Here is a 25108-nt window from a genome sequence, read left to right on the forward strand (position 1 = left end):
TGGCACAGGCACAACGGCTCGCGGGCTATGGTCTAGACGTTTTGAAGAAGCTGTTTAGAATGAAATAGCCCTGGATTCTCAATGGAAGAATTTGTGTACTCCTGATGCCGAGAATGTCGCCAAGGCAATTCCGCTGACGGGTTCGTGGGATGAGACAGGAAAGCACACAGAATCCAGCGATCTCATGACCTTTGGCTGTACAAGTGGAGTTCTCGCTAAGTGCATTCGCATGGGTTACAAACCTTGGAAGAATGTCAAAGGCAAGTCACTGCGAGACTATCACCAAGCTTGCACGCGCATGACACGGGCCGATTACTGCGGAAACGGCAAAGGCTACACGCGAGAGGGAACTCCCATTGACATCTATGACTAGCTTGGTATTCAAAAGAAAACCCCCAACAGCGGGATGGTATTTGAAGCAGCTTGGAGTCCAGAAGGTGCGACTTTTATCAATCGACCGAGATGGTATGATACATTATCTGAAATTCGCCAAGAATGTCCTAACAAACTTAATGAGCGCATTAATGAGAGCGGTGGTGGGACAACTGCTGAAAAAGTGAAACAGAATCGGTCAGATTCGTTGCTGTTCAATGATTCGCTGGTAAGAAAAGGCCCTTAGCGTATCGAAGGATAAAAACAGAGAACAGCTTATATTTGTCAAAATTTTGTAGGGACACAACATTGTTGTGTCCTTATATTATGTTCGGTTGCTCCAACCTAACTATATTTGCGGCCGCGCCACTGAGTAGGCTGATTTAAAGCAGAAATGAGAATTCGCAAAAACGCCAACGGATCGGCCAAAGGTGACAGCCAAAACAGCCATTTACCCGATGCCCCAGTTGTATCGTAAGAAGGTGCGATCGCAAAACACAAAGCCGATCGCACTGCAACCAAAAATACATTCAATCCCAACAGCCAAAAGTGCGGAAATACAGCAACCGGCGGCAGCGAACCAAACAGCAAATAGCACAACACAATCGGCACCGGCAAACCTTGAACCGCCAGCAACAGCCACAAATCGCCCCAAATTTGACCGCCAGAAGCAGCATCTTTCAAATCCAGCGATCGACCCCATTCATTCCAAGTCTCGATCGCCCCCTCATACATCCGCACCTTCAACACCTTAGCCCCATCCAAAAAGCCCACCTTAAAGCCCTTAGCAGCCGCATAGCGAGCCAAAGTCACATCATCGCAAAAAGAACCCCTCGCGACCTCATAGCCCCCCAATGCCACCAAAACCTCGCGCTTACAGAGAAAACACTGACCGTTCGCCATCACCCGTTCCGGCACATCCCCGCCAGTCCCCGTCGGCCCGAACCGATAAACCAAAGTCATTAACAAAGCAGGTTGCAGCCACAACTCCCCCGGATACTTGAGGATAAACTGCGGCGACAGCGAAATCAAATCGTAATTTCCAGCTTTCGCCGTCTTCAGCAAACTCGCAATCAAACCCGGATGCGGCACAGTATCCGCATCTATCCCCAAAATCCACTCGCACTTCTCGGAACTTGCCAAAAAACCCGCATTCAGCGCCCACGGACGCCCTACCCAACCCGCCGGCAGCGGATCGTCGTTAATCAAGCGAAACCGGGGGTCTTTTTGTGCTGCTGCTTTGACTAAATCTCCGGTTCCGTCTACCGAATAGCTGTCAACCACGATCGCTTCTCGGAGTTCGTAACTTTGGCGGCTCAATCCTTCCAAACAAGGCGAAATTCGATCGGCTTCGTTCAAAGTCGGTACTACCGCAGTACAAGCACCCAACAAATCCAGCGTCGGCGAATCGGGTTCCAGGGGCGGAATGCGCGATGGGCCTTTAATCAAACGCGACATCAGAATGGCTGCAGCAGGCAATTGCAGCAGCAAGAGTGCGACAGGGATGATACTTGTGAGCACTTCGGGGAACTGGTGAGGGGCGATCGGGAAAACCATACTATTAAAGAATTGAATAATTGGGAATGACTTACTGGATATGGGTTGGGAGCTTATTTACAGTTCATTTTTTTTTAATTGGTATCAATTTTAAAAATTTAATAAAATTTTTGCCTCAAACATATTACAGGAATTGGGTATGAAAAAATCACCACTAAAAAACCCGGTTTCTTGTAGAAACCGGGTTTTTAAACTAGCTCAAAATTTAGTGTAAATTTTTGCTAAATCAGCCGGGGTTGCTCACTAGCAACTCACTTACGCAAAACGCCCACGGGTTCAGGTGGAATTTTAGCCGTGATAACAGATGTCTCCAAAGAGGGCATTGTTTCGGTTACGTCACCTGTTGCGGGTTTAGCGATCCAGCTTAACGCGATCGCCGGAACTACACCCAGAAGCACCGCTAGCGATGTCGGGAACCAGAACCGAGAATCCAAGGAAACTACAGTGATAATTGCTCCGAAAGCAAAGTTTACCAAATAAACAATTAAGGGCAAACCCAATTCCGATCGCTCTAATTTAATCGGTGTTTTTCTCCACAAGAAAGCTGCTACAGACATAAATAGCGCCCCTGTACCCATCCAGCCAGCCAAATTGCGGTAAGGCATCCCAAAGAAAGCCCCAAGTTCCTCAAACTCCCAAAAAGGAACAGCAGTTTGACTCATCGCCGGATCTAGTACAAAATCCCAAGCTGTTAGCAGCAAAGCACCAAGGGCGATCGCCCCTATTTGGCGCACCCAATTGAGTTCACCTTTACCGCCAGCTAGTCCAGCGCGAGCAATTATGTATGAAACCAGCCCCAGATAAAACCACGACAGGGGAATTGTAAACGGAACCAGCCCTGCAATTTTGTAGCCCAAACCGCTCAAATAATGGTAGTGGCCGAAGGGAAAACCCGTACTCGTTCCCAACAACTCGCTACTCAAGGACAAAAACACAGAAGGCAGTAAAAAAGCCAGAGTTGCACCCCAACCCAACGTCCGCAAGGCATAGAGAGCAACCGCTGCAGCACCAAAGATGATATAAACTACTCCACCCCCAGCCATCCCCCATTGGAATAGCGTTTGCCCTGCTGGTGGCAAACTCATCACCAATTCGGGACGGGGTAAAATCAGCAGCAACCCTGCCAATCCAAAAGCCATTGACAAGACGTGGGCAATCAGGCAAAAGCGCTCAGCAATCAAAAGTTGCTTCATGGGACTCCTCGAAAAAATATTAGATGCAAAAAGCACTCTTAACAGTTTACAAACTTTAACAAAAAACCAACTGCATTTGAGTCAGTTGTCTGTTGACTGTTGACTGTTGACTGTTGACTGTTGACTGTTGTCTGTTGACTGTTGACTGTTGGCTGTTGACTGTTGACTGTTGCCCAATGCCCAATGCCCCATGCCCCATGCCCCATGCCCGATTCCCGATGCCCAATGCCCAATGCCCAATGCCCCATGCCCCATGCCCAATTCCCAATTCCCCATTTCCGATCTTAAATTACTGCCAATTGCCGACAAGCACGAAAGGCGCCCAGAAATACGGATTCTGATACTGTTGGTTTTGCAACAGAGTTAATTGAGCGTTGCGGAGGGCTTCAGCTTTGCTGGTTTTAGAAGAAGCCAGTTGCTTGTAAAACTCAGTCATAAAGATAGCTGTAGATTCGTCGTTGACTTGCCAAAGGGTGGCGGCGGTGCTGCGGGCACCCGATCGAATTGCGGCCCCGGCCAAACCCAAAGCGGCGCGGTTATCGCCCGAAGCAGTTTCGCAAGCGCTCAAAACCAAAAGTTCGATCGGCTGTTGTTTCTCCCCAGTGCGGGCTCGCAGCAGTTGATCGAACTGCTTAACATTCACTTTCTGATCCCAAGTCACAATAAAAGTATCCGCCGCATTCGAGCTAAACTGACCGTGAGTTGCCAAATGGACGATCGGGTAAGACAAAGCTTTAATTTGATCGTGCAATCGCCCGCTGACAAAATCTTCATTCAGCAGCGAACTCGCCGGCATCTCGGCTGCAATTTGTTCAACTTCCTCCTTCACCCCCGGCAAAGCCGAGAAGCCTTGACGCGCTTCGGAGAGGGCAGCGGTGAGCACTTTTAACTTGACTTTGTTCAGCGGTTTCGGTGCCAGCAATTGCAATCCCGGTGCCAAAGCAATGCTGTATTTTTCTACCAAAAACTTTTCACCGTCGTGCAGCACAGCCATCGGCAGATTCCGCAAATAACCGTCGAGCACAAATACCAGGGTTTTAATCCCGGCGGCGGTCAAATCCGCCTCTGCGGGGCGGATTAACCAGTCATAAACCTGTTCAACGGGTTGCCTCCTGTTGCGGGGGAAAGCAGCAGGCCTGATGAGATTTTTGGCTTGCCTGAAGGCAGTTTCCAACTCAGATTGAGACTTCACAGTAGCGTAGCGACGCAGGGGTTTGCCGGGAATTGACAAAATTACCTCCAAACGATCGCTCAAAATAATCGGATAAATCACCGCCGCTGTCGGATCAATTTCCTCGATCGACTTTGGTTTAGCATCAGCGCAAGCATCCCGAAAAAAGTTGTCCAATTCCGCCAACTGCAAAGATTCCACCGTTTGGCGCGCTAGTTTCAATTTAGTTTGACTGGGAGATTCCTCTTGCAAAAGCATCCCGACTAATTCCCGATAAACCGGTTCGGCACTTTCCCGAAACGAAAATTGCACTTCGGGATTGACTGTCACCAAATCGCCCCGCAGAGAAGACAGTACATTCACAGCTTGAGTATATTGATTGATCGCTCCTTCTGTATTTCCCTGAGCTTTCCGAATCCGTCCCAGTTGCCAAAACAATTGGTAAGCAATATCGGGAGATTGAAAAGCCGGTGCTAAACTCAAAGCCTGAATTGTGAGATTTTCCGCTTTCTGGTACTGCTGTTGGATTTCCGATAGTTTGCCTTTCGCTGCCAGAACATAAGCTTGTATTCGTTTATCGCCCAAACTGTTTGCGGGTTCGACAGAGCGATCGAGCATTGTGTCAATATCGCTTAAACTCAAAGTTTCTGCAGGCGACTGAGATAATTTCATCAAGCTTTGAGCTAGATTAATTTGAGCGTAAAGTCCGGCGCGGTTCGACCCCAATTGAGCAGTTTGAGGTTCGATAGAACGCCACAAAGCCTCTGCTTCAGACCAATCTTGGCGATCGATCAACAAACTCAATTGGTTTAACTTTGCTTGAATTTGTAGGAGCGATCGATCCGGGGTCGCCTGGATCGATCGACCATAATACTCTAGGGCAAAGCGTTCCCAATCACCCCGCTGTTCTGGTGTCAAACCCGGTTTATTGCTTTTAGCCCGTACCGTATTGCCCAGATTGAGATAAATTGCAGCCTCCTCTGACCGGGAACCTAATTTTTGGGCGACTTCGAGTCCAGCCGACAGCACATCCTGCGATCGTTCCAGTTGTCCCAAAACCCGCAGCACCCGCCCTAAAGCATGAATTGCCCGGACTTGTTCGAGGGAAACCGACCCATTTTTCAAAGTTTCCAAACCCGCTGTCGAAACTTCGCAAGTTTGGTTTTCCAACTTGAAAGAAGCTAACAGCATTTTGCAAGCTCTAGGGTAAAGTCCGAGAAGTTCCCAAGCCCGAATTTGATTAATTTGAACTTGAAAAAGTTGGTTTTTTCTATCAATTTGCTCGAAAATTTTAGCAGCTTGCGTCCAAATCTCGATCGCATCTTGAGTCTGCCCCTGTTCAAGTTGCAACTGTCCTTGAATGTTGAGAGTTTCAGCCAAAATCCGCTGCTGTTCGGGAGTTTTTGCCTGTGTTCGCACAGCCGACAAACTCGAATTTATAGCTTTTTCTGCTTCTTCCCAAAGCCCCAACTGCCCGTAGGTTGCAGCTAAATTGCTCAAAGCTGTGGCGCGATCGAGATTTTCGCCTTTTGCCTCAAACTGCGCCGCTGCTTGCTGCAACAACGGTACAGCCTCCGAAAAACGTTCCTCTTGGTAAAGAGTTCGAGCTTGTCGGACAAGCTGCACCGCTTCTGGTGGATTAATCTGAGCAACTCCGGGAGGAATCGCAACTGCTAGCAGACAGGAAATCACAAATAACAGAATTACTTGCCGGAGCGATCGGGTAAACTTCATATTTAGAAAATAAAATTACAACCGCAGACACACATACTAATTAACCCAAATACATCTTATTCTTGATCTGCGTTAATCCGCCTACATCTGCGGTTGAAAAACAACCTAATTTCAACGCGGCACACAAACAGAACTCGGTCGAGGATTGCGAGAGTCAGCAGCATTACCCGGATTATATCCAACAAGCGTAACTTCTCCTTTCCCATTCACTACCCAACCTTGCGCCGGAACAACTTCCCGATCGGGGATTTGCCCTTCTTCCTGATTCCCTCGATCGGTTACATCGGTTAAATCCTCTACATTGCTAGTTGCCGAACTTCCTGCCTCTTCTACCCACGGCAACGGTGATAGAGGGCTGCTGAGGGCATCATTAGGACTTGGAGGCACTCCTCCTTTCCCAGTAGCAGTAAACTCGCTCTCGGCCCCTCTGATGCAGGGATTTGCAGCAATTAACGCAGCCGGATTCACCACATTTTGCGGCAGTTCCACTAAACCTTGAGCGGGATTAACTCCAGAAGAACTAAATGTTACAGTACCTTGCAAAGCCGGGCCGCTACTTTGGGAAATCGCCGCAATATCGCTGGTAGGAATTAAAGATGTAGGACTTACTTGCAACGCTGCAAATTGAGCATCAGTCAGTCCTAAACTACTCCTGGCTTGGTCGCGGTTAAGGCTTGTAAAGCCAAAGATATTTGGCACATTGACCGTAACTTGTCCGCCCCTAGCTGTGCGAGCATTAGCTGTAATATCACTATTCTCTCGCGGTAAAGCTACCAAAATATCGCTATTAATTCTGATATTACCGCCCTCAGAAATACCTGCATCCGTGGTGATTCTACTGCCGCGCCGCAACTGAATATCTTGCGCTTGCAGGTTAATATTTGCCCCTGTACCAGAGACTGTCGTGCCATCAATTATGCTTTTATTATCCAGGGAAATGGAGTTAGCTACAACGTTAATATTGCCAGCTCTACCTGTTCCTGAAGATTGAACATTAACCACTGCACTATCCCGAAGCATCAATTGATTAGCATTCAAATTCAACGAACCCGCATTTCCGGTAGCATTGGGATTGACTAAAGTAAATGCCCTACCAGCCGAAGCCTCAATTCCACTTCTCAACTCACTGTTACTCCCAATGCCTTGCACTTCTACGCGATCGGCATTAATTGTAATATCTCCCGCATCTCCTGCACCCAAAGAAGCCGCAGAAATAATACCCCCATTTCTTACAGCGAGCATGGGCGTAGAGAGGCGGATATCTCCACCGCTACCAGAGCTTGTACTTTGAGTAGCCAGAGAACTCCCTGCGAAGCCCGCATCCCCTAAAACTCCAGACACGCCGCTCACTTCTATCGACTCTGAAGCTCTGATAGTTAAATTTCCTCCAGGCCCCCCACTGGTAGAAAACACGGTTTCGCCAATAATCGAACCCGTCGATAAACTAGCTGAGGCTCCATCAGAAACAGTCAGCCGCTTAGTGTCGATGGTAATATCCCCGGCTTTCCCATTCCCATCGAAAGAGTTCGTGCTGATCGTAGTTCGCGCCAGACTTCCAGGGATTCCTCCCGACAATTCTACAGATTCCTGCGTTTTAATCGCGATATCCCCCGATGCTCCATCACTGCGGCTGACGCTAACGAGATTGGAGCCATCGCGCATGATTAACCTTTGTGCGTCAATAGTTATGCTTCCGCTCTGACCGCTACTTCCGCGATTTGTTCCGCTACTGAGCGCTGAACTGACGAGTTCGATGGTGTTAGCACGGATATTCAGATTTCCGGCATTTCCAGCACTAAAAGTGACTGTACCGCCCAGTACCCCATCGCGCAGCAACAGCCGTCCGGTGTCAATGTTAATCTCTCCGGCGGCTCCACTGCCAGCAGTGCCAGCACTCAGAACAATTTGCGGGTCAAAAGGGTTGAACGTTCCAGAGGGTAAATATTGGCTATAAAATCGCTGATAGCCTTCAATTCCCAGCCCGCTCATTTCTACTGAGTCAGTAGCGTGGATGTTTAAATCGTTCCCCTTCCCATCTGCCAATGTGGCGGTGAGAATTTGCGACCCTTTATCTACTCGCAAGTTTTGGGCATTAATATCAATACTTCTGCCATCAATATTTCCAAGTATTAGGCTATAAATTCCCGAACTACTGACGGTGACATTTGAACCCCTGATGTCAATTTTACCACCGCCCGATCCGCTGGTATTTATCAATGCACCGTTCATTTTAACGTTGCCGAAATTCTGAATATTGTTGTAGTTTAAATTCACCCCCAAAGCCGTTGGTTCAAATTGTACTAAACCGGGACTTTTCACACTTCCCAGTAATATTTGTCCGGTATAAGCTGTTAAATTTCCTCCTACCAGTTGGATGTCACCGCCAATTAATGCTAAAGTTTGACCTGGATCTACTGCTAAACCAAGTTTGTTAGAAACAGGGATTTCTATGGGTAGTGGCGGTAAGGTTGGTGTGGGGCCAATAGCTTGGGAAGAGTTGACTATTGTGCCGGAATTGTCTCTAAATCTCAAACCCACAGGAATATTAATCGCTAGCAATGGCACTGCATTAGAATTAGCTGCACTAAATTCAAAGCCATTATTAAAAACAATTCCGCTACCAGTAGAACCGATAAATGAGCCGCGCAAATCTAACCGAGCATTGGGGCCAAAGACAATCCCTTTGGGGTTAATTAAAAACAAGTTACTGTTTCCCAAAACTCCTAGAGTTCCTAAAATATTAGAAGGGTTGCCACCAGTAACGCGGGTGAAGATGTTGGCAATTCCGCTGGGATTGGCAAAATAGGCTCCCCGCCCTTCACGGATGTTAAATTCGCGCAAGCTGTGAAAGAGGTTAACGCCGCGAGTTGCACCGCCTTCTATTCTGTCCGAGGGTAAATTATTAATCGTGTCGGGAACTGTGCGCGAACTTTCTGCACCCAAGCTGCTATCGGGGATGATTTGGGCGATCGCAGGAACAGGAAACAGCAGTAAAAATGCAAAAAATAGGGCGGAAGATTGGCGGGGCATCTTTTAATTCCTGTTAATTTATTATGAGGAAAATAGCGACGGGTTAGCTAAAACCTGAAGAGTACCTATTGAGGTACGCAGACACCCGTCGGTTTCGGACTGCGAAGAGATGCACCACCACCAGAATTATACGCTACCAGCCTTACTTGTCCTCGATCGTCCATTACCCAACCTTGAGCGGGAATAATTTCTGTGGGTCGAATTTCGAGGGATGGTCTTTGACCTTCTATTTCCTGACTTCCACCTACCGCTGGTTCCACCCAAGGCAACGGCGATAGAGGGCTGCTGAGAACATCATTAGGACTTAGTGGCACTCCTCCTTTCCCAGTAGCGGTAAACTCGCTCTCGGCTCCTTGGATGCAGGGATTTGCAGCAATTAACGCAGCCGGATTGACCACATTTTGTGGCAGTTCCACTAAACCTTGAGCAGGATTCACCCCAGAAGAACTAAATGTTACAGTACCTTGCAAAGCCGGGCCGCTACTTTGGGAAATAGCCGCAATATCGCTGGTAGGAATTAGAGAAGTCGGACTTACTTGCAACGCACCAAATTCAACATTTGTTAATCCCAAACTCGCTCGAACCTGTTCACGAGCCACTGATGTAAACCCGAAAACATTGGGGACATTAATATTAACCCGACCACCTTGGGCCGATCGCGCATTGGCAGTAATATCGCTATTTTCGTTGGGTAAAGCCACCAGAATATCGCTTTTAATGTTGATATTGCCACCATCAGAAATACTTGCATCAGTTGTAATTCTGCTGCCTCGGCGCAACTGGATATCTCGTGCTTCAAGGTTAATATTTGCTCCGGGGCCGGATGCCGTTCTACCGTCAATGCTGCTTTGGTTGTCAAGAAAAATTGAGTCTGCTTTCACGTTAATGTTACCAGCCCGTCCCGATCCCAAAGCTTGCAGATTGAGTGTTCCTTCATTGCGAAGAATCAATTCCCCGACATTTAGATTCAACGAACCTCCGTTAGCCGTAGCATTAGGATCTATAATGTCAGATGCAATCCCAACGGAAGTCTGAATTTGACTGTTAAATTCACCTTGACCCCCATTCCCAATAACTTCTACACGACCCGCATCGATCGTGATACTTCCTGCATCTCCTTGGCCTAAAGATGCAGTGCTAATAACTCCTCCACCCCGGAGAGTCAGTACAGGTGTAGAAATGTTGATACTCCCTCCCCGATTAGCAGTATTGGCATCAGCGCAAATGAAACTGGGATTCCGACTCCCGTTCGCCAAAACTCCAGAAAAACCCTCGACTGTTACTGACTCACTGGCCCTAACTGTCAAATTACCTCCGGGCCCCCCAGTTGTATTCAAGGGTTGGTTGCCCACAACTGCTCCGCTAGATAAACTAATTCCGCCTCCTTCAGAGATAATCAACCGCTTCGTGTCGATATTAATGTCCCCGGCTTGCCCATTCAAACCGCTCGCAGTTGAGCCAATTAAACTTGCTACGGGACTTCCAGTGGGAGTCCGCAGCACTTCTACTGATTCATTCGCTTTAATGTTGATATTCCCCGCTCCTCCTTCACCGCGGGTGAGGCTGATCAGAGCAGCACCATCGCTTACGGTTAAACGTTTTCCCTCAAAGGTGATATTTCCTCCCCTACCCGTACTCCCCAAAAGTGGGCCACTGTGGATTGCAGAAGCGACCATATCTAAAACCCCGGCACGGATGGTAATATTTCCGGCGTTGCCAGTACCTAACGTGGTGGTAGTCAATGCGCTTCCATTGTCTATCAACAGTTTTCCCGTATCAATCGTGAGGTTTCCGGCGGCTCCCATGCTATTAGTGCCAGTTATCAGCAGAAGTTGTGGGTCAAAAGGGTCGAAAGAGCCAGATACCGTATAGTTACCACCAAACACTCTATAGTTATCTAATCCAATTCCGAGCGTTTCTACTGAGTCGGTAGCGCGGATGTTGATAGCGCCTCCGGCACCACTTCCTGCTGTCAGCGTGGAGATTTGCGTTCCACCTTGGGCCCGAAAATTTTGGGCGTTAATGTCGATACCCCTACCATCGATATTTCCCAAAGTCAGTGCATAAATTCGCCCACCGTTGAGGTTGACATTTCCACCTCGAATCTCGACTTTCCCGCCACCAACTCCACTGGTGTTGATCCGTGAGCCGTTGGTTATTTCAATATTACCAAAGTTGGAAATCTTGTCATAGTTTAAACTTAATCCAAATGGCGTTGATTCCAATCCAACCATCCCCGGACTAGCGACACTACCCAGCAAAATTTGTCCGGTAGATGCAGTGAGTGTTCCCTGATTTACTCCAATATCTCCCCCCACTAGGGCGAGAGTTTGTCCGGGATCAACTTCTAAGCCCATGTTATTAAAAATCGGCGGGATTCCCGGAGGTAATTGTGGTAAATTCAAGGCTGGTGCTGCTGAATTGTTAATGATTTTACCTGAATTTTCTCGAAAATTTAAACCGATAGGTATATTGACATTTAACAGCGGTACTGATTGCGGATTGCTGGTGAATTGATAGCCATTATTGAAAACTACGCTATCAGCAGAACTTGCTAAAAATGAACCGCGCAAATCTAACCGAGCATTGGGGCCAAAGACAATCCCTTTTGGGTTAATTAAAAATAAATTGCCGTTTCCCAAAACTCCCAGAGTTCCTAAAATATTAGAAGGGTTGCCGCCCGTCACGCGGGTGAAGATGTTGGCAATTCCGCTGGGATTGGCAAAATAGGCTCCCCGCCCTTCACGGATGTTAAATTCCCGCAAGCTGTGAAATAGGTTGACGCCACGAGTTGCACCGCCTTCTATTCTGTCCGATGGTAAGTTATTAATCCTGTCGGGAACTGTGCGGGAACTTTCTGTACCCAAGCTATTATCGGGGATGATTTGGGCGATCGCCGGAAAAGGAAACAGCAGTAAAAATGCAAAAAATAGGGCGGAAGATTGGCGGCGCATCTTTTAATTGTGGTTAATTTAATATTAGGGAAATAGGGAGGGATTAGCTAAAACCTCAAGAGTACCTATTGAGGTACGCAAACACCCGTCGATTTCGGACTGCGAAGAGATGCACCACCACCTGAATTATAGGCTAATAGAGTTACTTGTTCTTGCTCATCTATTACCCAACCTTGAGCGGGAATAATTTCTTTTTGCCGAATTTCTATGGATACTCTTTCGCCTTCTACTTGCTGACTTCCACCTCGCGCTGGTTCCACCCACGGAAACGGTTCTCCTGCGCTGCTGAGAACTTCATTAGGACTTGGTGGCAATCCCCCGCGGCCAGTCATAATAAACTCGTTCTCGGCCCCTTGGATGCAGGGATTTGCGGCAATTAACGCAGTCGGATTGACCACATTTTGGGGCAGTTCCACTAAACCTTGAACGGGATTCACTCCAACAGAACTAAATGTTACCGCCCCTTGCAAAGCCGGGCCACCACTTTGGGAAATAGCGGCAATGTCGCTGCTTGGAAGCAGAGAAGTAGGGCTTACTTGCAACGCTGCAAATTCGGCGTCACTGAGCCCCAACCTGCTTCTGACTTGTTCGCGGCTGGCTGCTGTAAAACCAAAAACATTGGGGACATTGATATTTACGCGGCCGCCGCCTGCTGTGCGGGCGTTGGCTGTGATGTCGCTGTTTTCTTGCGGGAGGGCGACAAGAATGTCGCTGTTGATGTTGATATTGCCGCCGTCTGAACTGCCTGCATCGGTGGTAATTTGGCTGTTGTGGCGCAATTGGATGTCTCGCGCTTGGAGGTTAATATTTGCTCCTGTACCGGATACAGTCGTACCGTCAATCCTCGCTTTGTTGTCAAGAGCGATCGAATTTGCGACAACATTAATATTACCAGCGCGTCCGGTTCCCGTCGCCTGCACCGTCACTGTAGCTCCATCTTTGACAATTAGTCGATCGGCATTCAGATTCAACGAACCGGCATTTGCCGTAGCATTGGGATTAGTACCAAATATCTTGCCCACCGAAGCATCAATTGTACTGACAAACAGACCGTTATTTCCGCTGCCACTGACCTCAATGCGATCGGCATTAATAGTAATATTCCCCACATCTCCTACACCCAAAGAACTCGTAGAAACTACCGCCCCATCCCGCACGGTTAGGCTTGGCGTATCAATGCGAATATCCCCGCCCGGACTAGAACTCAAAGTTCCAGAACTCAGCGCACTAGCACTCTGAATTCCGCTGCTCAAAAGTTGAGAAATACCTGAAATTTCTACTGATTCAGTAGCGGTAACTGTTAAATTTCCAGCAGGCCCGCCATCCCTTGAAAACAAAAACCTGCCCACTAAAACACCCGTTCCTACTGTAAACGCAGAACCCCCAGAGAGAGTCAACCGCTTGGTATCGACGTTAATATTCCCCGCCCTTCCGTTTGAGCCGATACTCAGGGTGCTAATTCCGCTTGACACAACTGTTGTCCGGCCGGTGTTAGACAATTCTACTGATTCAGCAGCTTTAATGTTGATATTCCCCGACGGCCCGCTGCTGTAACTCGTCGTAGTCAGAAGAGAACCGTCGCGCATAATTAATCTCGCGACATCAACACTAATGCTTCCTCCCGTACCGGTACTTTCTTTAGCTGTCCCGCTGTTAATTCCAGAACCCACCATCTCAAAAGTATTGGCGCGGATGATTAAATTTCCGCCATTTCCACCGCCAAAAGTGATACCGCTACCTACTACCCCATTGTTGAAGAGCAGGCGGCCAGTGTCGATCGTAATATCGCCCCCCGAACCAGCACCAGCACTAGCATTAAACAGCATCATTAGCGGGTCAAAGGGGTCTGTAGTTCCCGATACCAAATATTTAATTGCAACCTCTTGATAGCCCTCAACTCCCAGCCCGATCATTTCTATTGAATCAGCAGCCCGCAAGTTGATATTTCCTCCTGCACCATTTCCTAGAGTCAGAGTAGAAAATTGTGTGCCGTTTTCCACTCGCAACTTTTGAGCGGTGATATCGATACCTCTACCATCAATATTTCCCAGTGTCATCGCATAAATTCGCGCACCGCTGAGGGCGAGATTTCCACCTTTTAACTCTACTCTGCCACCACCAATTCCGCTAGTGTTGATAAGTGATCCATCGGATATTTGAATATTGCCGAAGTTTTGAATATTGTCATAATTTAAAGTTAAATTTCCCTTTTCCCCCGCTGTCATTGCAAAATTAACTAAACCGGGACTCGCTGCGCTACCGAGTGAAATTTGTCCCCCGCTGGCGGTTAAATTGCCACCTTGCAGTTGGATGTCGCCACCAATGAGTGCTAAAGTTTGACCTGGTTCTACTGCTAAACCAACTCGATCGCTAATTGGGATTGGCACAGCAGAGGCTGGCAGGTTTACCTTTCCTACAGCCGTCGATTGATTGACAATTGCACTGGGATTGTCTCTAAATCTTAAACCAACGGGAATATTAACGGTTAACAGCGGGGATGTTTGCGGATTGGTGCTGCTGAATTCAAAGCCGTTATTAAACACAATACCGTCACCCGTTGAAGCCAGAAATGAACCGCGCACATCTAACCGAGCATTCGGTCCGAATATAATTCCTTTCGGGTTAATTAAAAATAAATTGCCGTTGCCTAAAACTCCCAGAGTTCCTAAAATATTTGAAGGGTTTGGGCCTGTAACGCGGGTGAATATGTTGGCGATTCCGCTGGGATTTTCAAAATAAGCTCCCCGCCCTTCACGGATGTTAAATTCGCGCCAACTGTGAAAGAGGTTAACGCCGCGAGTTGCACCGCCAGTGATTCTATCTGAGGGTAAGTTATTGATTGTATCGGGAACTGTTCGCGAACTTTCCGGGCCCAGGGTATTATCGGGGATGATTTGGGCGATCGCGGAAGTGGGAAATAGCAACAGGAAAGCAAACAGTAGGGAGTAACTTACGGGCAGGCTAGATGCCCACCCTACGATAAAATCTAGTATTTGTGGAACAGGCATTTTGCCTGTTTTTGAGAATGGTGAAAATAGTAAACAGTAATGGAATGGAGGCATAAAAACACTCTTTCCAGGATAAATTTTATCGATGTAATCTCATCTCGTTTCTCTAAATGTTTTGAATTTGGCTGCTGAGTACAAGTTGCTCGACTGTGATTTCTAGTTCGGGAAAACTTTTAGAGATAATCCGGTCATTACCTGTAAAACTTTGAACTAAATAACTGCCATTTTCCAAAGAGTAAACGAAAACTGTGGGAATTTTGGGATTTCCTAGATAAGCCCTAGAAGCGATCGCTAAATAGTCCACAATCCAATACTCACAAATGCCGAGCCTTTGATACTCATCTAGCTTATCCACATAGTCGTCTTCCCAGTTAGTTGAGGTAACTTCTACTGCTAATTGGATAGGTTCGGTAAGGGCTCCGTAGCCACGTACATTGCTGTTCCATACTGATGCCTTAACCACGCCAACATCAGGATTTCTGCCTTGTTCTTGTCCTGAAGCTGTTACAGTTCTCAAAACTATATCTTTGTCAACGATATAGTCAAGCCCCAAGCGCCTGATTTCATCGTTAAAGCCAAATACTAGAAATCGTGCCACATTTTTATGAGCTCTGGTTGCTTCCACTTTGACAATCTCTCCCTTTACAAGTTCGTAGATGCCCGATCCGTCGGGGTACTTTTCGAGAAACTCTGCAAATGTTAGTTTAGTTTTTGTCTGAACCATAAGACAAGCCCTCTTGTGTTAACTAGGTTAGGATTTATATCGTTTCCGGTTCCATCATAATTATATATTTTGATCGTATCAGTGCGAGCGTCCCCGCTCGCGACCCAAGTAGCGATCGAGACCGCCACTTAATAAAATTTGACCCTCAGCGCTAAAAATAACTGACAACCTTGCCAGATCCACAGCCATAGGCTAAGATTTTGCAAAGGTCGAGAACACAATCTTACCAAGCTTTTTTATGAACTACTGAAACCACATCACGATCGAACCAAATAAACGCGGTGGTAAGCCTTGTGTACGCGGCTTGCGAATTACGGTTTATGAAGTGCTTGAGTACCTGGCTTCCGAGATGACCGAAGCAGAAATTCTCGACGATTTTCCCGACTTGACGCGAGAAGATTTAAAAGCCTGCATTGCTTATGCTGCTGACCGCGAGCGTCGGTTTATGACCGCGACCTTATCCGCATGAAATTACTTTTTGATGAAAACTTGTCGCCCAAGTTACCGAACAGTTTGAGCGATATTTTCCCAAATTCGCTTCACGTTCGAGATGTGGGCATGAAAGCAACGATCGACCCAGTAGTTTGGGATTATGCAAAAGATAATAATTTGATGATTGTCTCGAAAGACGCGGATATGCACGATTTGAGCTTAGTATTCGGGAATCCACCGAAAGTTATTTGGCTTCGCCTTGGAAACTGTTCGACATTGCAAGTTGAAAATTTGCTACGTCGGTCTTTTAACGCAATCAAGTTATTTTATGAAGACGAGAATTTATCGCTGCTTGCTTTATCATAATGCAGCGAAGGCTTTGGGTCTCTTTCCACAGTTTTTACAAATGGATAAAACAGAATGGCGATCGCCACGAGAACGCACCGGAGTTGGAAGAACGGTTGAATACTGAAATTCATACAACAAATATGGGGCGATCGATTACAGTCATTCGAGCCTGAGTAAGTTCTGATGAATGTCTCAAGTTTTTTGATCGACCCAGTGTTAGATAGACTCTCTTTCACCCATAAAGTTGACTTTTCACACCCCGTTCACCTCTATTTAATAATAGATAGTGCGGCACTTGTGGTCATGCCTGTATAAGTACAGTACAATGAATACTATTTATGATAGGCTATCGCTATGACTACCGAAAGTGTCGATCCAAATTTGAAATGGCTACTTCAATCTGACTGGCGAGAGACATTTATTCCCAGTTTAGGCAGAGAGCCTTGGGTAACTGTTTATTTGGATCAAGTTACTGAAGACGAGAATCTTGGTATATTTTCAGCCTTGATTCCAAATGAATATGTTGAAACTTCTTTCAGCCAGCTCTCTTGGGATCTTCATCTTGAAGACGGGCATCCAGCTTGTGTTGTTAAACACAACCAGGGTAATGAAGAAGTTTCCTATCTACGGTTTGGGAAATCGGATCAGATAGAACCTTTTGTAATTCATCGTAGGTTTCACGGAATTCGTGAGTCTTATAACGAAATCATTGAAGAATTTCGACACTTCCATCGGTTGTACCACGATTTTGAAAAAAATCAACTTCTCAAATTTGATGAAAGAGGAGATGAAATTGTAGTAGCAAGGATTGAAGCCAATAAAGTCGAAGTACGCCTCAAAGAAGTGCGCCAATTTCTCGCTGTGAAGAAAATGCACTTAGCAATTTATTTTGACTTAAAGCGATACTCTGAGTTGCTACTTGCTGACTTTCCAGTCAAATTGGAGAGTGAAAAGGATTTAACTTACCATAAATTAGAATATAAACAGGATTTAACTTACTATGAACTTCGAGCAAGTTCTGAAAAAATTTTTCATATAGATAAGCATAAGTCTCTTTCATATTTGCTTGGAAAGAAACTTATTCCTCCATTTCCGCTCGAACGATGCGGAATGTGGCCATTTGATGAGAGGGAAGAGGAAGATTACATGGATTTTATTATTGGACTGGATGAAAACGGAGATTTAATAAAACATTCTTGTAGTCCAAATAGACTTGCAAACTTTTTTGGTGCAAATCCAGATGCACCAAATTATCTCACACCTGTCTTCTTTCGGCGTGAGGTGCTTACGAAGTACTATGCTCATCCAGAGCGATACTCGGTTGAAGATGGATTTCTAAGATGTCAAGGATTATGGGGATTGAAAATTGATAACAACCATCATGAATATATCGTTGTCTTCCTTGGAGATTTGGGTCAAGATTTACCAGCAGATGAGCAAATGTATTGGCGTAGTTATAACGTTCCACCTGAAGGGAAAATTAGTAAAGCCAATTTTAAGCGTAGCTTTTTGGCAGAACCTACTGATCCTGAACAAATTGACCTTATGTTTAAGGCTTGTTTTGTCAGATTATCAAAAAATTGGAAAGCAGTTATGGGGTGGAGGATTTTTCTCAAATTAGATGAAGCTGACCAACATCTATTGGAGGCTTTGCATATCCCACTAACAAATAGTCAGGCGGAATTTGATTCACAAGTCCTTGCCCTTACAAAGCTTATGATTGATTCTCTAAATGAGAGTGAAATTGTAAAGGCAACGCCAGGAGATCATACTGACACAAAGGGGGGAATATCTAAATTCGATCAGTTTCTCAAAGCTCATCATTATCCGAACCATCAGCAGAATATACAATTCTTGAGGAATTTACAGAGCCTTCGCTCAAGTAGCGTAGCCCATCGCAAGGGTGATAATTACAAGAAGATTGCCAAGACTTTAGGATTGAAAGAAAGTAATGGTGCTGATGTTTTGAAAAGAATTATTGTTGAAGCTACGGATGTTCTCCTCTCACTTGAAAGTCACTTTTTGCAATCGTCTAGTGATGCGCCAGCCACCTAACACTGCGTTGGTGCTGACGGAACAGAGGTTATCGGTGCGTGTTCAAAGTTATCTGCCACCGCTCACTTTAGCCGTTATCTCGTAAACGCTGCCTGATCTTGGAGATGATTCGGAATCTTGATCGAGAGTGTCAAATAAAAGCCGCTAACGCTTTCAATGTCGCTTTTTGAGCATTCGTCAATTCCGTTGCCCCTCGAATATTCATACCTTCATACAGCCGATCGCCCATCAACGTCCTAATACAACATCCGGTTGCGATATCCCACAGTTTAATCGTGCGATCGAGGCGGCCACTTAATAAAATTTGACCGTCAGCGCTAAAGATGAAAGTGTTGGGTGAAGCGAACCGTAGGGTTCGATCGCACTCAACCCAACTTAAAATTTAGAAAGCAAAGTAATTAATCCGAAAGTATATGCCTTTTTCCTGCAAAGTTCGATCGCCCGATCGAGCATTTATCAAAGGAATACCGTAGTCTAAACGCACATTCAACCGATCGCCCATCTGCCAAACCAGCCCCAAACCCGCACCCAGCAGTTTATCCGAGTCCGGATTCGCCTTTTCCTCCGAATGGTTCCACCCTAACCCAAAATCGATAAACGGAGCGACTTGCAACAAACCTTGGACTTGCGGGACACGCCAAACCGGAATTCGCACTTCTGCAGACGCGATCGCACCGCTATCAGTTAACAGCAAATCTTGGCGGTATCCGCGCACGCTTTGAACGCCACCGATCCCAATTTGTTCGAGGGACAGCAGGGGGCGATCGGCTAATTGAATGTCAGAACGCACTATCAGCAATGTTTCTGGGGCTAGCAGCCGCACGTATTGGGCTTGTCCGCGCCACGCCAGAAAGCTGCTGTCGGGCCCGCTATCGTTCGCAGTAGCGCCGAACAGATTAGTGCCGAGGGAAAACTGCGATCGCGCCGCGAACACTTGGCTGGAACTCCGCTGCACGTATTCTTGAAAAAAGCGCACAGCCGAAACCCGCGTTTCGCCGCGCTCATTTGCTCCCGCCGAAAGCGCAAATCGTTCCCCCGACAGGAATGTATCGCTTTCTTGCCGCGAAAAACTCAGTCCCAAAGCCAAAGTGCGATCGGGCTTTTCGACAATCGGCTGGCGGTAAGTTAATTCGTAAGTCCGGGATTTCCCCTCAATTTCAGCAGCATCAAACGGTTCCTCGATGATGTTGGTGCTAGCAGCACTCGCAGCGAACCCAATCGTGCCGTTGCGCGCGTTGACGGGGACTGTGTAGCTGCCGTTAAATTCGTTGCTGCCGTCGGTGTTAGCATAAGATACCTCTAATCCGTCGCCCAAACCGAGCAAATTTGCTTGATTGATGCGAACACCGCGCCGAAAACTGCCGACGCTGGGCGATCGATTGTTGTCTGCGAACACTTCAGCGCTAAAGCTGTCTGCTTCTTTGACGCGCACTTCTAATCGGCTGTTTTCCGGGCGGCTTCCGGCTTGGAGTTCGGCGGAAATATTGCCGATCAAGGGGTCGAGTTGCAGCAGTTGCAAGGCTTCCAGCAACCGATCGCGATTGAGGGGCCGTCTGGTAGCGCGCTCAAGGCGCGATCGCACATAATTTGAATTTAAGCGCCTGTTTCCAGTAATCACAATTTCATCTAATCCGCCTTCTACAATCCGAATTTTCACCACACCTCCTTCTCTCGGAAAGGTTTGGTTGGCGGGGATTACAGCGCCGGAATTGAGGAATCCTGCGGCTACATATTTTTGAGTAACGGCTGCTTCTGCTGCGATCAGTTCGGCAAAGGTGATTTCGCGTCCCGCAAACTGTTGCGTAACTTCTGCGAGTTCGCCATCGCTAAAAGCTGTGTTGCCCTCAAATTCAAAGCGATCGACCCTAATTGTACCTATAATCCCCGGTCTAGCATCGCCGGGAACAGGTGTTAGCGGGGTTGGTTGGAGGGGAGACGGCGGGAGAGGTTGCGGGGTTGTTGGTGCAGGTGATTCCGGCTCTCTGGGCAGAATTGGGTTGGGCAGTTGACTGAGTTGCGAGACTTGATCGATACCCAAATCAATTTTTTGTCGGTCAATATTTTCTTCTAGCTTTTGATCTGAGTTAAAAAGTTCGGTTTCTTGAGTTTTTGTGCTTAAGGTGCGATCATCGGCTGAATTTGCCACTTCCAGCTCTAAGTCGGGGATTTCCGCAGGTGGGGATAAGCGTAGAGTTGTCGCCAAAGCCGATCGTTCTGATTCAGGGGGTAACTGCGTTTCCTCGTCTTTTACGGGCAAGTCTTCGCGTTTGTCAAGATTAGTATCGGGAAGGAAACCTCGATCGCCTCCGGTGCTAACTGCTGCCAAATCCTCAACATTTGAGGTCAAAATTTCAACTGTGCTAGCCGATGTTTTCGCTGGTTTTCCCAGCCAAACTAACCCAAAAATTCCAGCGAGTAAAAATAGTTTTTGCGATCGACAAGCCATAGAATCAAATTATCTCGAATAATTGGGTGAAAATATTTTCCGCAATAGAGCACCCTCAAGTAAAAACCAATCTTAACAGCAAAAAAAGGAAACAGCCGTCGCAGCCAACAGTTTCGCAACGGCTAAAAACCAAAAGGTCGATCGACCGTTGTTCATTTCCCAAGACTTACGCATCAACCGGGTTCTTATCCGAAAAAATATTCTGTAAGTCGATCGTAAACGGTAAAAAAAACCAATTTTTTTGATTGCAAAACCTACGCTTTCATGCTAATCCAGCGACAAGAACATTCCTGGACACCAGGGTAAACCAGAAACCAGGTTGTGTCCGAAAAGACGCGCTACAACTGAGATCTGACACCCTTCTCAATAATCTTTTTATGAACAGGCAAGATGCCTGTTCTTAAGAATAGTGCAAGATGTGAGTTACAACCCCCAGAGCCACTAAAAAACCCGGTTTCTTTGATTTTGGTGCATCATCCCAAATCCGACTTTAGTACCCCCTTTATTATTGAATCCGCGTCTACCCACCTCCTGTGCGTAGACGCCGTTTCAACCGCCAAGTCTGATAAAGGGGGTTTGTAACTGTGAATTATGCAGAGCGGCCCGCACCAGCCGCAGCACCCATTTGAGCCCCGTCAGTCAATCCCACCAACTTAGCACTCAACTCCCACATCCGCTCGCCTTTTTCATCATCGCGGGCCTGGGGAGAAACCTTCTGCACAAAAGACTTACCATCTTTTTTCTGGCGATTTCCCCAACTCCAATAAGCGCCAGATTGCTTGTATTCTGGATCAGCAACCACCATCGCCAGCCTTTCCCCCGCCAACTCCTGCGACACGTAACCCCCGGTGATATTCTTCTGAAACAGCGGGAACAGCTTCTGGAACAAAGGATAGTGGTTGCGGAAAAGTGGCGTATCCGCGACGCATCCCGGATACAGCGAAGTGAAAGTAATCCCCGTGGATTCGTGAAAGCGGCGGTGCAATTCCCGCATCGTGAGTACGTTGCAAACTTTGCTATCTTTGTAAGCCTTGACGGGTTCAAACTTCTTGCCATCAACCATCGAAATCGGGTCTTTGAAACCCGCTTCAAAACCTTCAAACTTGCCCAAATCCGGGCGCGGCGGAATCTTCCCGCCCAACTCGTCTGGATTGTGAGTCACGGTTCCCAAAATCACGATTCTGGCATCGGAATAATAGGAAGGCTTCATATTTTCCATCATCAGGTTGCACAGCAGGAAATGACCCAGGTGATTGGTAGTCATCGTCAACTCGTAACCCTCCGGGCTCCGCAGCGGTTCCTTAATCAAAGGCATATAAATGGCGGCGTTGCACACCAAAGCGTCCAGAGGCCTGCCGCTGGCCTTAAATGCCCGAGCAAACCTACGCACGCTTTCCAAATCGCCCAAGTCAATCTCCATGATGGAGAAACTGCCTTCAGGTATGCCCAACTCTCGCGCGGCGTCTCCGGCTTTCCGCACGTCCCGACAGGCCATGACTACGTGCCATCCCTTGTCTGCGAGAGCTTTCGCGCCGTACAAACCGACGCCGGAGGAAGCGCCGGTAATGATAACCGTTGATTTGTGATTTTGTGCCATCTTGTTAAAAGCGCTTCCGCTATTGATTTTTTTCAGGCACTCAAACGCTGAGCTAGCAGCTTGGATGTTTTGAAGTACCCTATGGTTATTAGGATATGGGGAAACGTTCTCGATCTCAACCGGGATGCTCTCACTTTTGCCGGCAAGCTAGAAATTGGAGGCAGGAGACGGGAGGCAGGCGGCAGGAGGCTGGAGACGGGAGGCTGGAGCCAGAAGAAGTGTTTTTACAAATAATAAATACTCGTTTTCAACGGGGGATAAAAATTAAATATGAGTCCAACTTCGACTCTTATTTGGAGAAATTAACCATACATCTTATAGGGGGGCGGGTTGACAATTATCTATGATGCACTTACTCGGTATTTATATCAAATCCGTTAGCATCGGAATAGTAAATTCTAGTTGACTGTTGACGGTTGACGGTTCACGGCGTCAACCGTCAACCGTCAACATCATTCCGGTGTAACCGGAAATGATATTATTGATAAACCCGCCCCAACAAACTCAACTAAGAAATAGCTGCGGGTTCCTGATAGGTAGGGAAATCGATATAACCTTCAGGCCCAAAAGAATACCAGACGCCGACTTCAGCAGGCGGATTGAGCGGCCAACCATTAGTAAAACGCTCTACTAAATCGGGGTTGCTGATAAAATCCCGACCAAAAGCTATTAAATCTGCAACTTTGCTGCTCAGGGCTGTTTCAGCCTGTTCTTGAGTATATCCGCAGTTGCCGACGAGCGGCCCTGTAAATACATCGCGAAACTCTCCTATCATCATCGGCGTTCCCAATTCATGAAAGCCAAATGCCAAACCGTCCACCAAGTGAAGGTAAGCTAAATCATAGGCATTTAAATGCCCCGCGAAATACAGAAAATCTTCTCGATAAGTGGGAGAACCCATGTCATTGAAATTACCGTTGGGGGACAGCCTAACTCCCACTCGGTTTGCCGGAAATACTGTGATAATCGCCTCTACAATTTCCTTAAGAAAACGGTAACGGTTTTCAACTGAGCCGCCATAGGAATCTGTGCGGTGATTGGTTTTGGTTTGCAGGAATGTGTCAATAAGATAGCCGTTTGCCGCGTGAATTTCTACACCGTCAAAACCTGCCATTTTTGCTCGTTCGGCAGCCTTGCGATAATCTTCTACAACCAGGGAGATTTCATGGGTTTCTAGAGCGCGGGGGGTTTCGTAGGGTTGTTTGCCTACAGGGGTATGAATGCCTTCTCCGTTTATTTTGATGGCAGAGGCTGCAACTGGCAATTGATTGTTTTCATGAAAACTGCTGTGGGAAGCTCGTCCGCAGTGCCAAAGCTGCATGAAAATCGGCGTTTGGTGGGCATGAACCGCAGTCACAATTTGTTTCCAAGCTTCGCCTTGTTCATCTGAATAAATACCGGGCGTATTGAGCCAACCATTAGCTTGAGTAGAAACCACGGTGGCTTCTGTAATGATTAAACCAGCGGAGGCTCGTTGAGTGTAATACTCTGCCATCAAGGCGTTGGGCATCCGCGCTTCACCGGCTCTGGCTCTCGTCAGGGGTGCCATGACTACTCGGTTTTTTAAGGATAAATCTCCGATTTTGAAGGGACTGAGTAAAAGTGGAGAAGTTGTTTGATTGGTCATAATTTGGATATTTTTTCAACTGAATAATCTGGGAAATCACATATAGCAACTGCCCGTGTTAGGATGCAAGGCGCAAGACATCCAAGGGTCGCCAAAATGTAAGCAATCAAATTCATCAAGCTGTTTACGAATTTGACTTTTTAGCCAAAACTCTACTTTGTTCAATTTTGTCAAACTCTGGAGAGTATGGCGGTAAATATAATAGTCTACACCGTGCTGTTTGAATCAATTCCTGAATCGGAGCACTTTTATCAAATGTGAGATTATCGATGAGCACCACCTGTGCTGTGAGAAGCGTTGGAAGTAAATTTGTTTCTAGCCAAAGAGATGAGTAAGGAGATGGATAGCTGCGAGGTTTCAATCCCTGATAGGGTTTTAGGTTGTTTTCGGCTCTCAAGCTTGAACGCATAGCGACCAACTTGCCAATGTTTCAATCCCTGATAGGGTTTTAGGTTGTTTTCGGCTATTGAATTATACCAGAGAGAAGTTCTAAAATAAGTTTCAATCCCTGATAGGGTTTTAGGTTGTTTTCGGCTCGTCGCTGCATAACTTCGCGCATTAATTGCTCATACTGGTTTCAATCCCTGATAGGGTTTTAGGTTGTTTTCGGCAAAAATGGTGGGGTAAAGAGGCTGAATTTTACTTCGTTTCAATCCCTGATAGGGTTTTAGGTTGTTTTCGGCATTCTAACTTGGATTAGTCCAGTCGCTCACTGGTTTCAATCCCTGATAGGGTTTTAGGTTGTTTTCGGCCTATTTATAAAGCTTGGGCTGATGGTCCTTATAACCCACATTCCGCAGATATTCAAGCAGATTTAATTTCAAAGGAATTCATAATTGCCAAAACCTCAAATGATTGCA

General features: G+C 46.8%; 17 protein-coding genes, 1 pseudogene and 1 CRISPR repeat array. Of the genes and pseudogenes, 6 read left to right on the plus strand and 12 right to left on the minus strand.

Translation table 11 applies throughout. The features are described from left to right. Nucleotides 1–70 precede the first annotated feature (70 nt). A complete protein-coding gene (locus tag QUB44_RS26925) occupies nt 71–373 on the plus strand; it encodes an ADYC domain-containing protein (RefSeq protein ID WP_333372361.1) in 303 nt (100 codons plus the stop codon). Nucleotides 374–406: 33 nt separating this feature from the next. Next, entirely contained in the window at nt 407–619 is a 213-nt protein-coding gene (locus QUB44_RS26930; RefSeq protein WP_333372335.1) for a hypothetical protein, read from the plus strand. Nucleotides 620–717: 98 nt separating this feature from the next. On the opposite strand, the gene cruG is transcribed toward QUB44_RS26930, so the two are convergent. From cruG to QUB44_RS26970, 8 genes are all read right to left on the minus strand, one after another. Continuing rightward, a complete protein-coding gene (cruG, locus tag QUB44_RS26935; protein WP_333372337.1) occupies nt 718–1929 on the minus strand; it encodes a 2'-O-glycosyltransferase CruG in 1212 nt (403 codons plus the stop codon). A 251-nt stretch (nt 1930–2180) separates the two neighbouring features. After that, entirely contained in the window at nt 2181–3122 is a 942-nt protein-coding gene (cruF, locus tag QUB44_RS26940; protein ID WP_333372339.1) for a gamma-carotene 1'-hydroxylase CruF, read from the minus strand. Nucleotides 3123–3203: 81 nt separating this feature from the next. Further along, nucleotides 3204–3398, minus strand: coding sequence for a hypothetical protein (locus tag QUB44_RS26945; protein WP_333372341.1), 195 nt, complete (start codon nt 3396–3398; stop codon nt 3204–3206). Nucleotides 3399–3411: 13 nt separating this feature from the next. Next, nucleotides 3412–6027, minus strand: a complete 2616-nt coding sequence (locus QUB44_RS26950) for a CHAT domain-containing protein (RefSeq protein WP_333372343.1) — start codon at nt 6025–6027, stop codon at nt 3412–3414. A 111-nt stretch (nt 6028–6138) separates the two neighbouring features. Then, nucleotides 6139–9057 carry a two-partner secretion domain-containing protein gene (locus tag QUB44_RS26955; RefSeq protein ID WP_333372345.1) on the minus strand — a complete coding sequence of 973 codons (2919 nt, stop codon included), beginning with the start codon at nt 9055–9057 and terminating at the stop codon, nt 6139–6141. Between the two features lie 65 nt (nt 9058–9122). Next, nucleotides 9123–12011 carry a two-partner secretion domain-containing protein gene (locus QUB44_RS26960; RefSeq protein WP_333372347.1) on the minus strand — a complete coding sequence of 963 codons (2889 nt, stop codon included), beginning with the start codon at nt 12009–12011 and terminating at the stop codon, nt 9123–9125. A gap of 65 nt (nt 12012–12076) precedes the next feature. After that, nucleotides 12077–15019: a two-partner secretion domain-containing protein gene (locus tag QUB44_RS26965; RefSeq protein WP_333372349.1), complete on the minus strand. Its 2943-nt coding sequence runs from the start codon at nt 15017–15019 to the stop codon at nt 12077–12079. Between the two features lie 106 nt (nt 15020–15125). After that, on the minus strand, nt 15126–15743 hold the full coding sequence (locus QUB44_RS26970; protein ID WP_333372351.1) for a Uma2 family endonuclease: 618 nt from the start codon (nt 15741–15743) through the stop codon (nt 15126–15128). Nucleotides 15744–15999: 256 nt separating this feature from the next. Between QUB44_RS26970 and QUB44_RS26975 the strand changes: the two genes are divergently transcribed. The 3 genes from QUB44_RS26975 (at nt 16000) to QUB44_RS26985 (ending at nt 18578) form a co-directional block, all read left to right on the plus strand. Then, nucleotides 16000–16212 carry a DUF433 domain-containing protein gene (locus QUB44_RS26975; RefSeq protein ID WP_333372363.1) on the plus strand — a complete coding sequence of 71 codons (213 nt, stop codon included), beginning with the start codon at nt 16000–16002 and terminating at the stop codon, nt 16210–16212. Further along, on the plus strand, nt 16209–16541 hold the full coding sequence (locus QUB44_RS26980; protein WP_333165232.1) for a DUF5615 family PIN-like protein: 333 nt from the start codon (nt 16209–16211) through the stop codon (nt 16539–16541). The genes QUB44_RS26975 and QUB44_RS26980 overlap by 4 nt, the downstream gene beginning before the upstream one ends. 336 nt (nt 16542–16877) lie before the next feature. Next, a complete protein-coding gene (locus tag QUB44_RS26985) occupies nt 16878–18578 on the plus strand; it encodes a hypothetical protein (RefSeq protein WP_333372353.1) in 1701 nt (566 codons plus the stop codon). Nucleotides 18579–18960: 382 nt separating this feature from the next. Here the strand turns inward: QUB44_RS26985 and QUB44_RS26990 are convergent, their stop codons facing one another. Together QUB44_RS26990 and QUB44_RS26995 are read right to left on the minus strand one after the other, a co-directional pair. After that, entirely contained in the window at nt 18961–21024 is a 2064-nt protein-coding gene (locus QUB44_RS26990) for a ShlB/FhaC/HecB family hemolysin secretion/activation protein (RefSeq protein WP_333372355.1), read from the minus strand. Nucleotides 21025–21613: 589 nt separating this feature from the next. After that, nucleotides 21614–22621, minus strand: a complete 1008-nt coding sequence (locus tag QUB44_RS26995; RefSeq protein ID WP_333099251.1) for a protochlorophyllide reductase — start codon at nt 22619–22621, stop codon at nt 21614–21616. A gap of 81 nt (nt 22622–22702) precedes the next feature. Between QUB44_RS26995 and QUB44_RS27000 the strand changes: the two genes are divergently transcribed. Then, entirely contained in the window at nt 22703–22855 is a 153-nt protein-coding gene (locus QUB44_RS27000) for a hypothetical protein (protein ID WP_333372357.1), read from the plus strand. A gap of 274 nt (nt 22856–23129) precedes the next feature. Here QUB44_RS27000 and QUB44_RS27005 read toward each other — a convergent pair whose 3' ends face one another. Then, nucleotides 23130–24248, minus strand: a complete 1119-nt coding sequence (locus QUB44_RS27005; protein ID WP_333372359.1) for an alkene reductase — start codon at nt 24246–24248, stop codon at nt 23130–23132. A gap of 124 nt (nt 24249–24372) precedes the next feature. Continuing rightward, a pseudogene (locus tag QUB44_RS31280) lies at nt 24373–24543 on the minus strand (transposase); the annotation flags it as partial. 59 nt (nt 24544–24602) lie between these two features. After that, nucleotides 24603–25000: direct repeats of the CRISPR family, unit length 37 nt; unit sequence GTTTCAATCCCTGATAGGGTTTTAGGTTGTTTTCGGC. Nucleotides 25001–25108 lie beyond the last annotated feature (108 nt).

Origin of the sequence: Microcoleus sp. AT3-D2 (assembly GCF_036705715.1) — a bacterium.
Taxonomy (GTDB): Bacteria; Cyanobacteriota; Cyanobacteriia; order Cyanobacteriales; family Microcoleaceae; genus Microcoleus.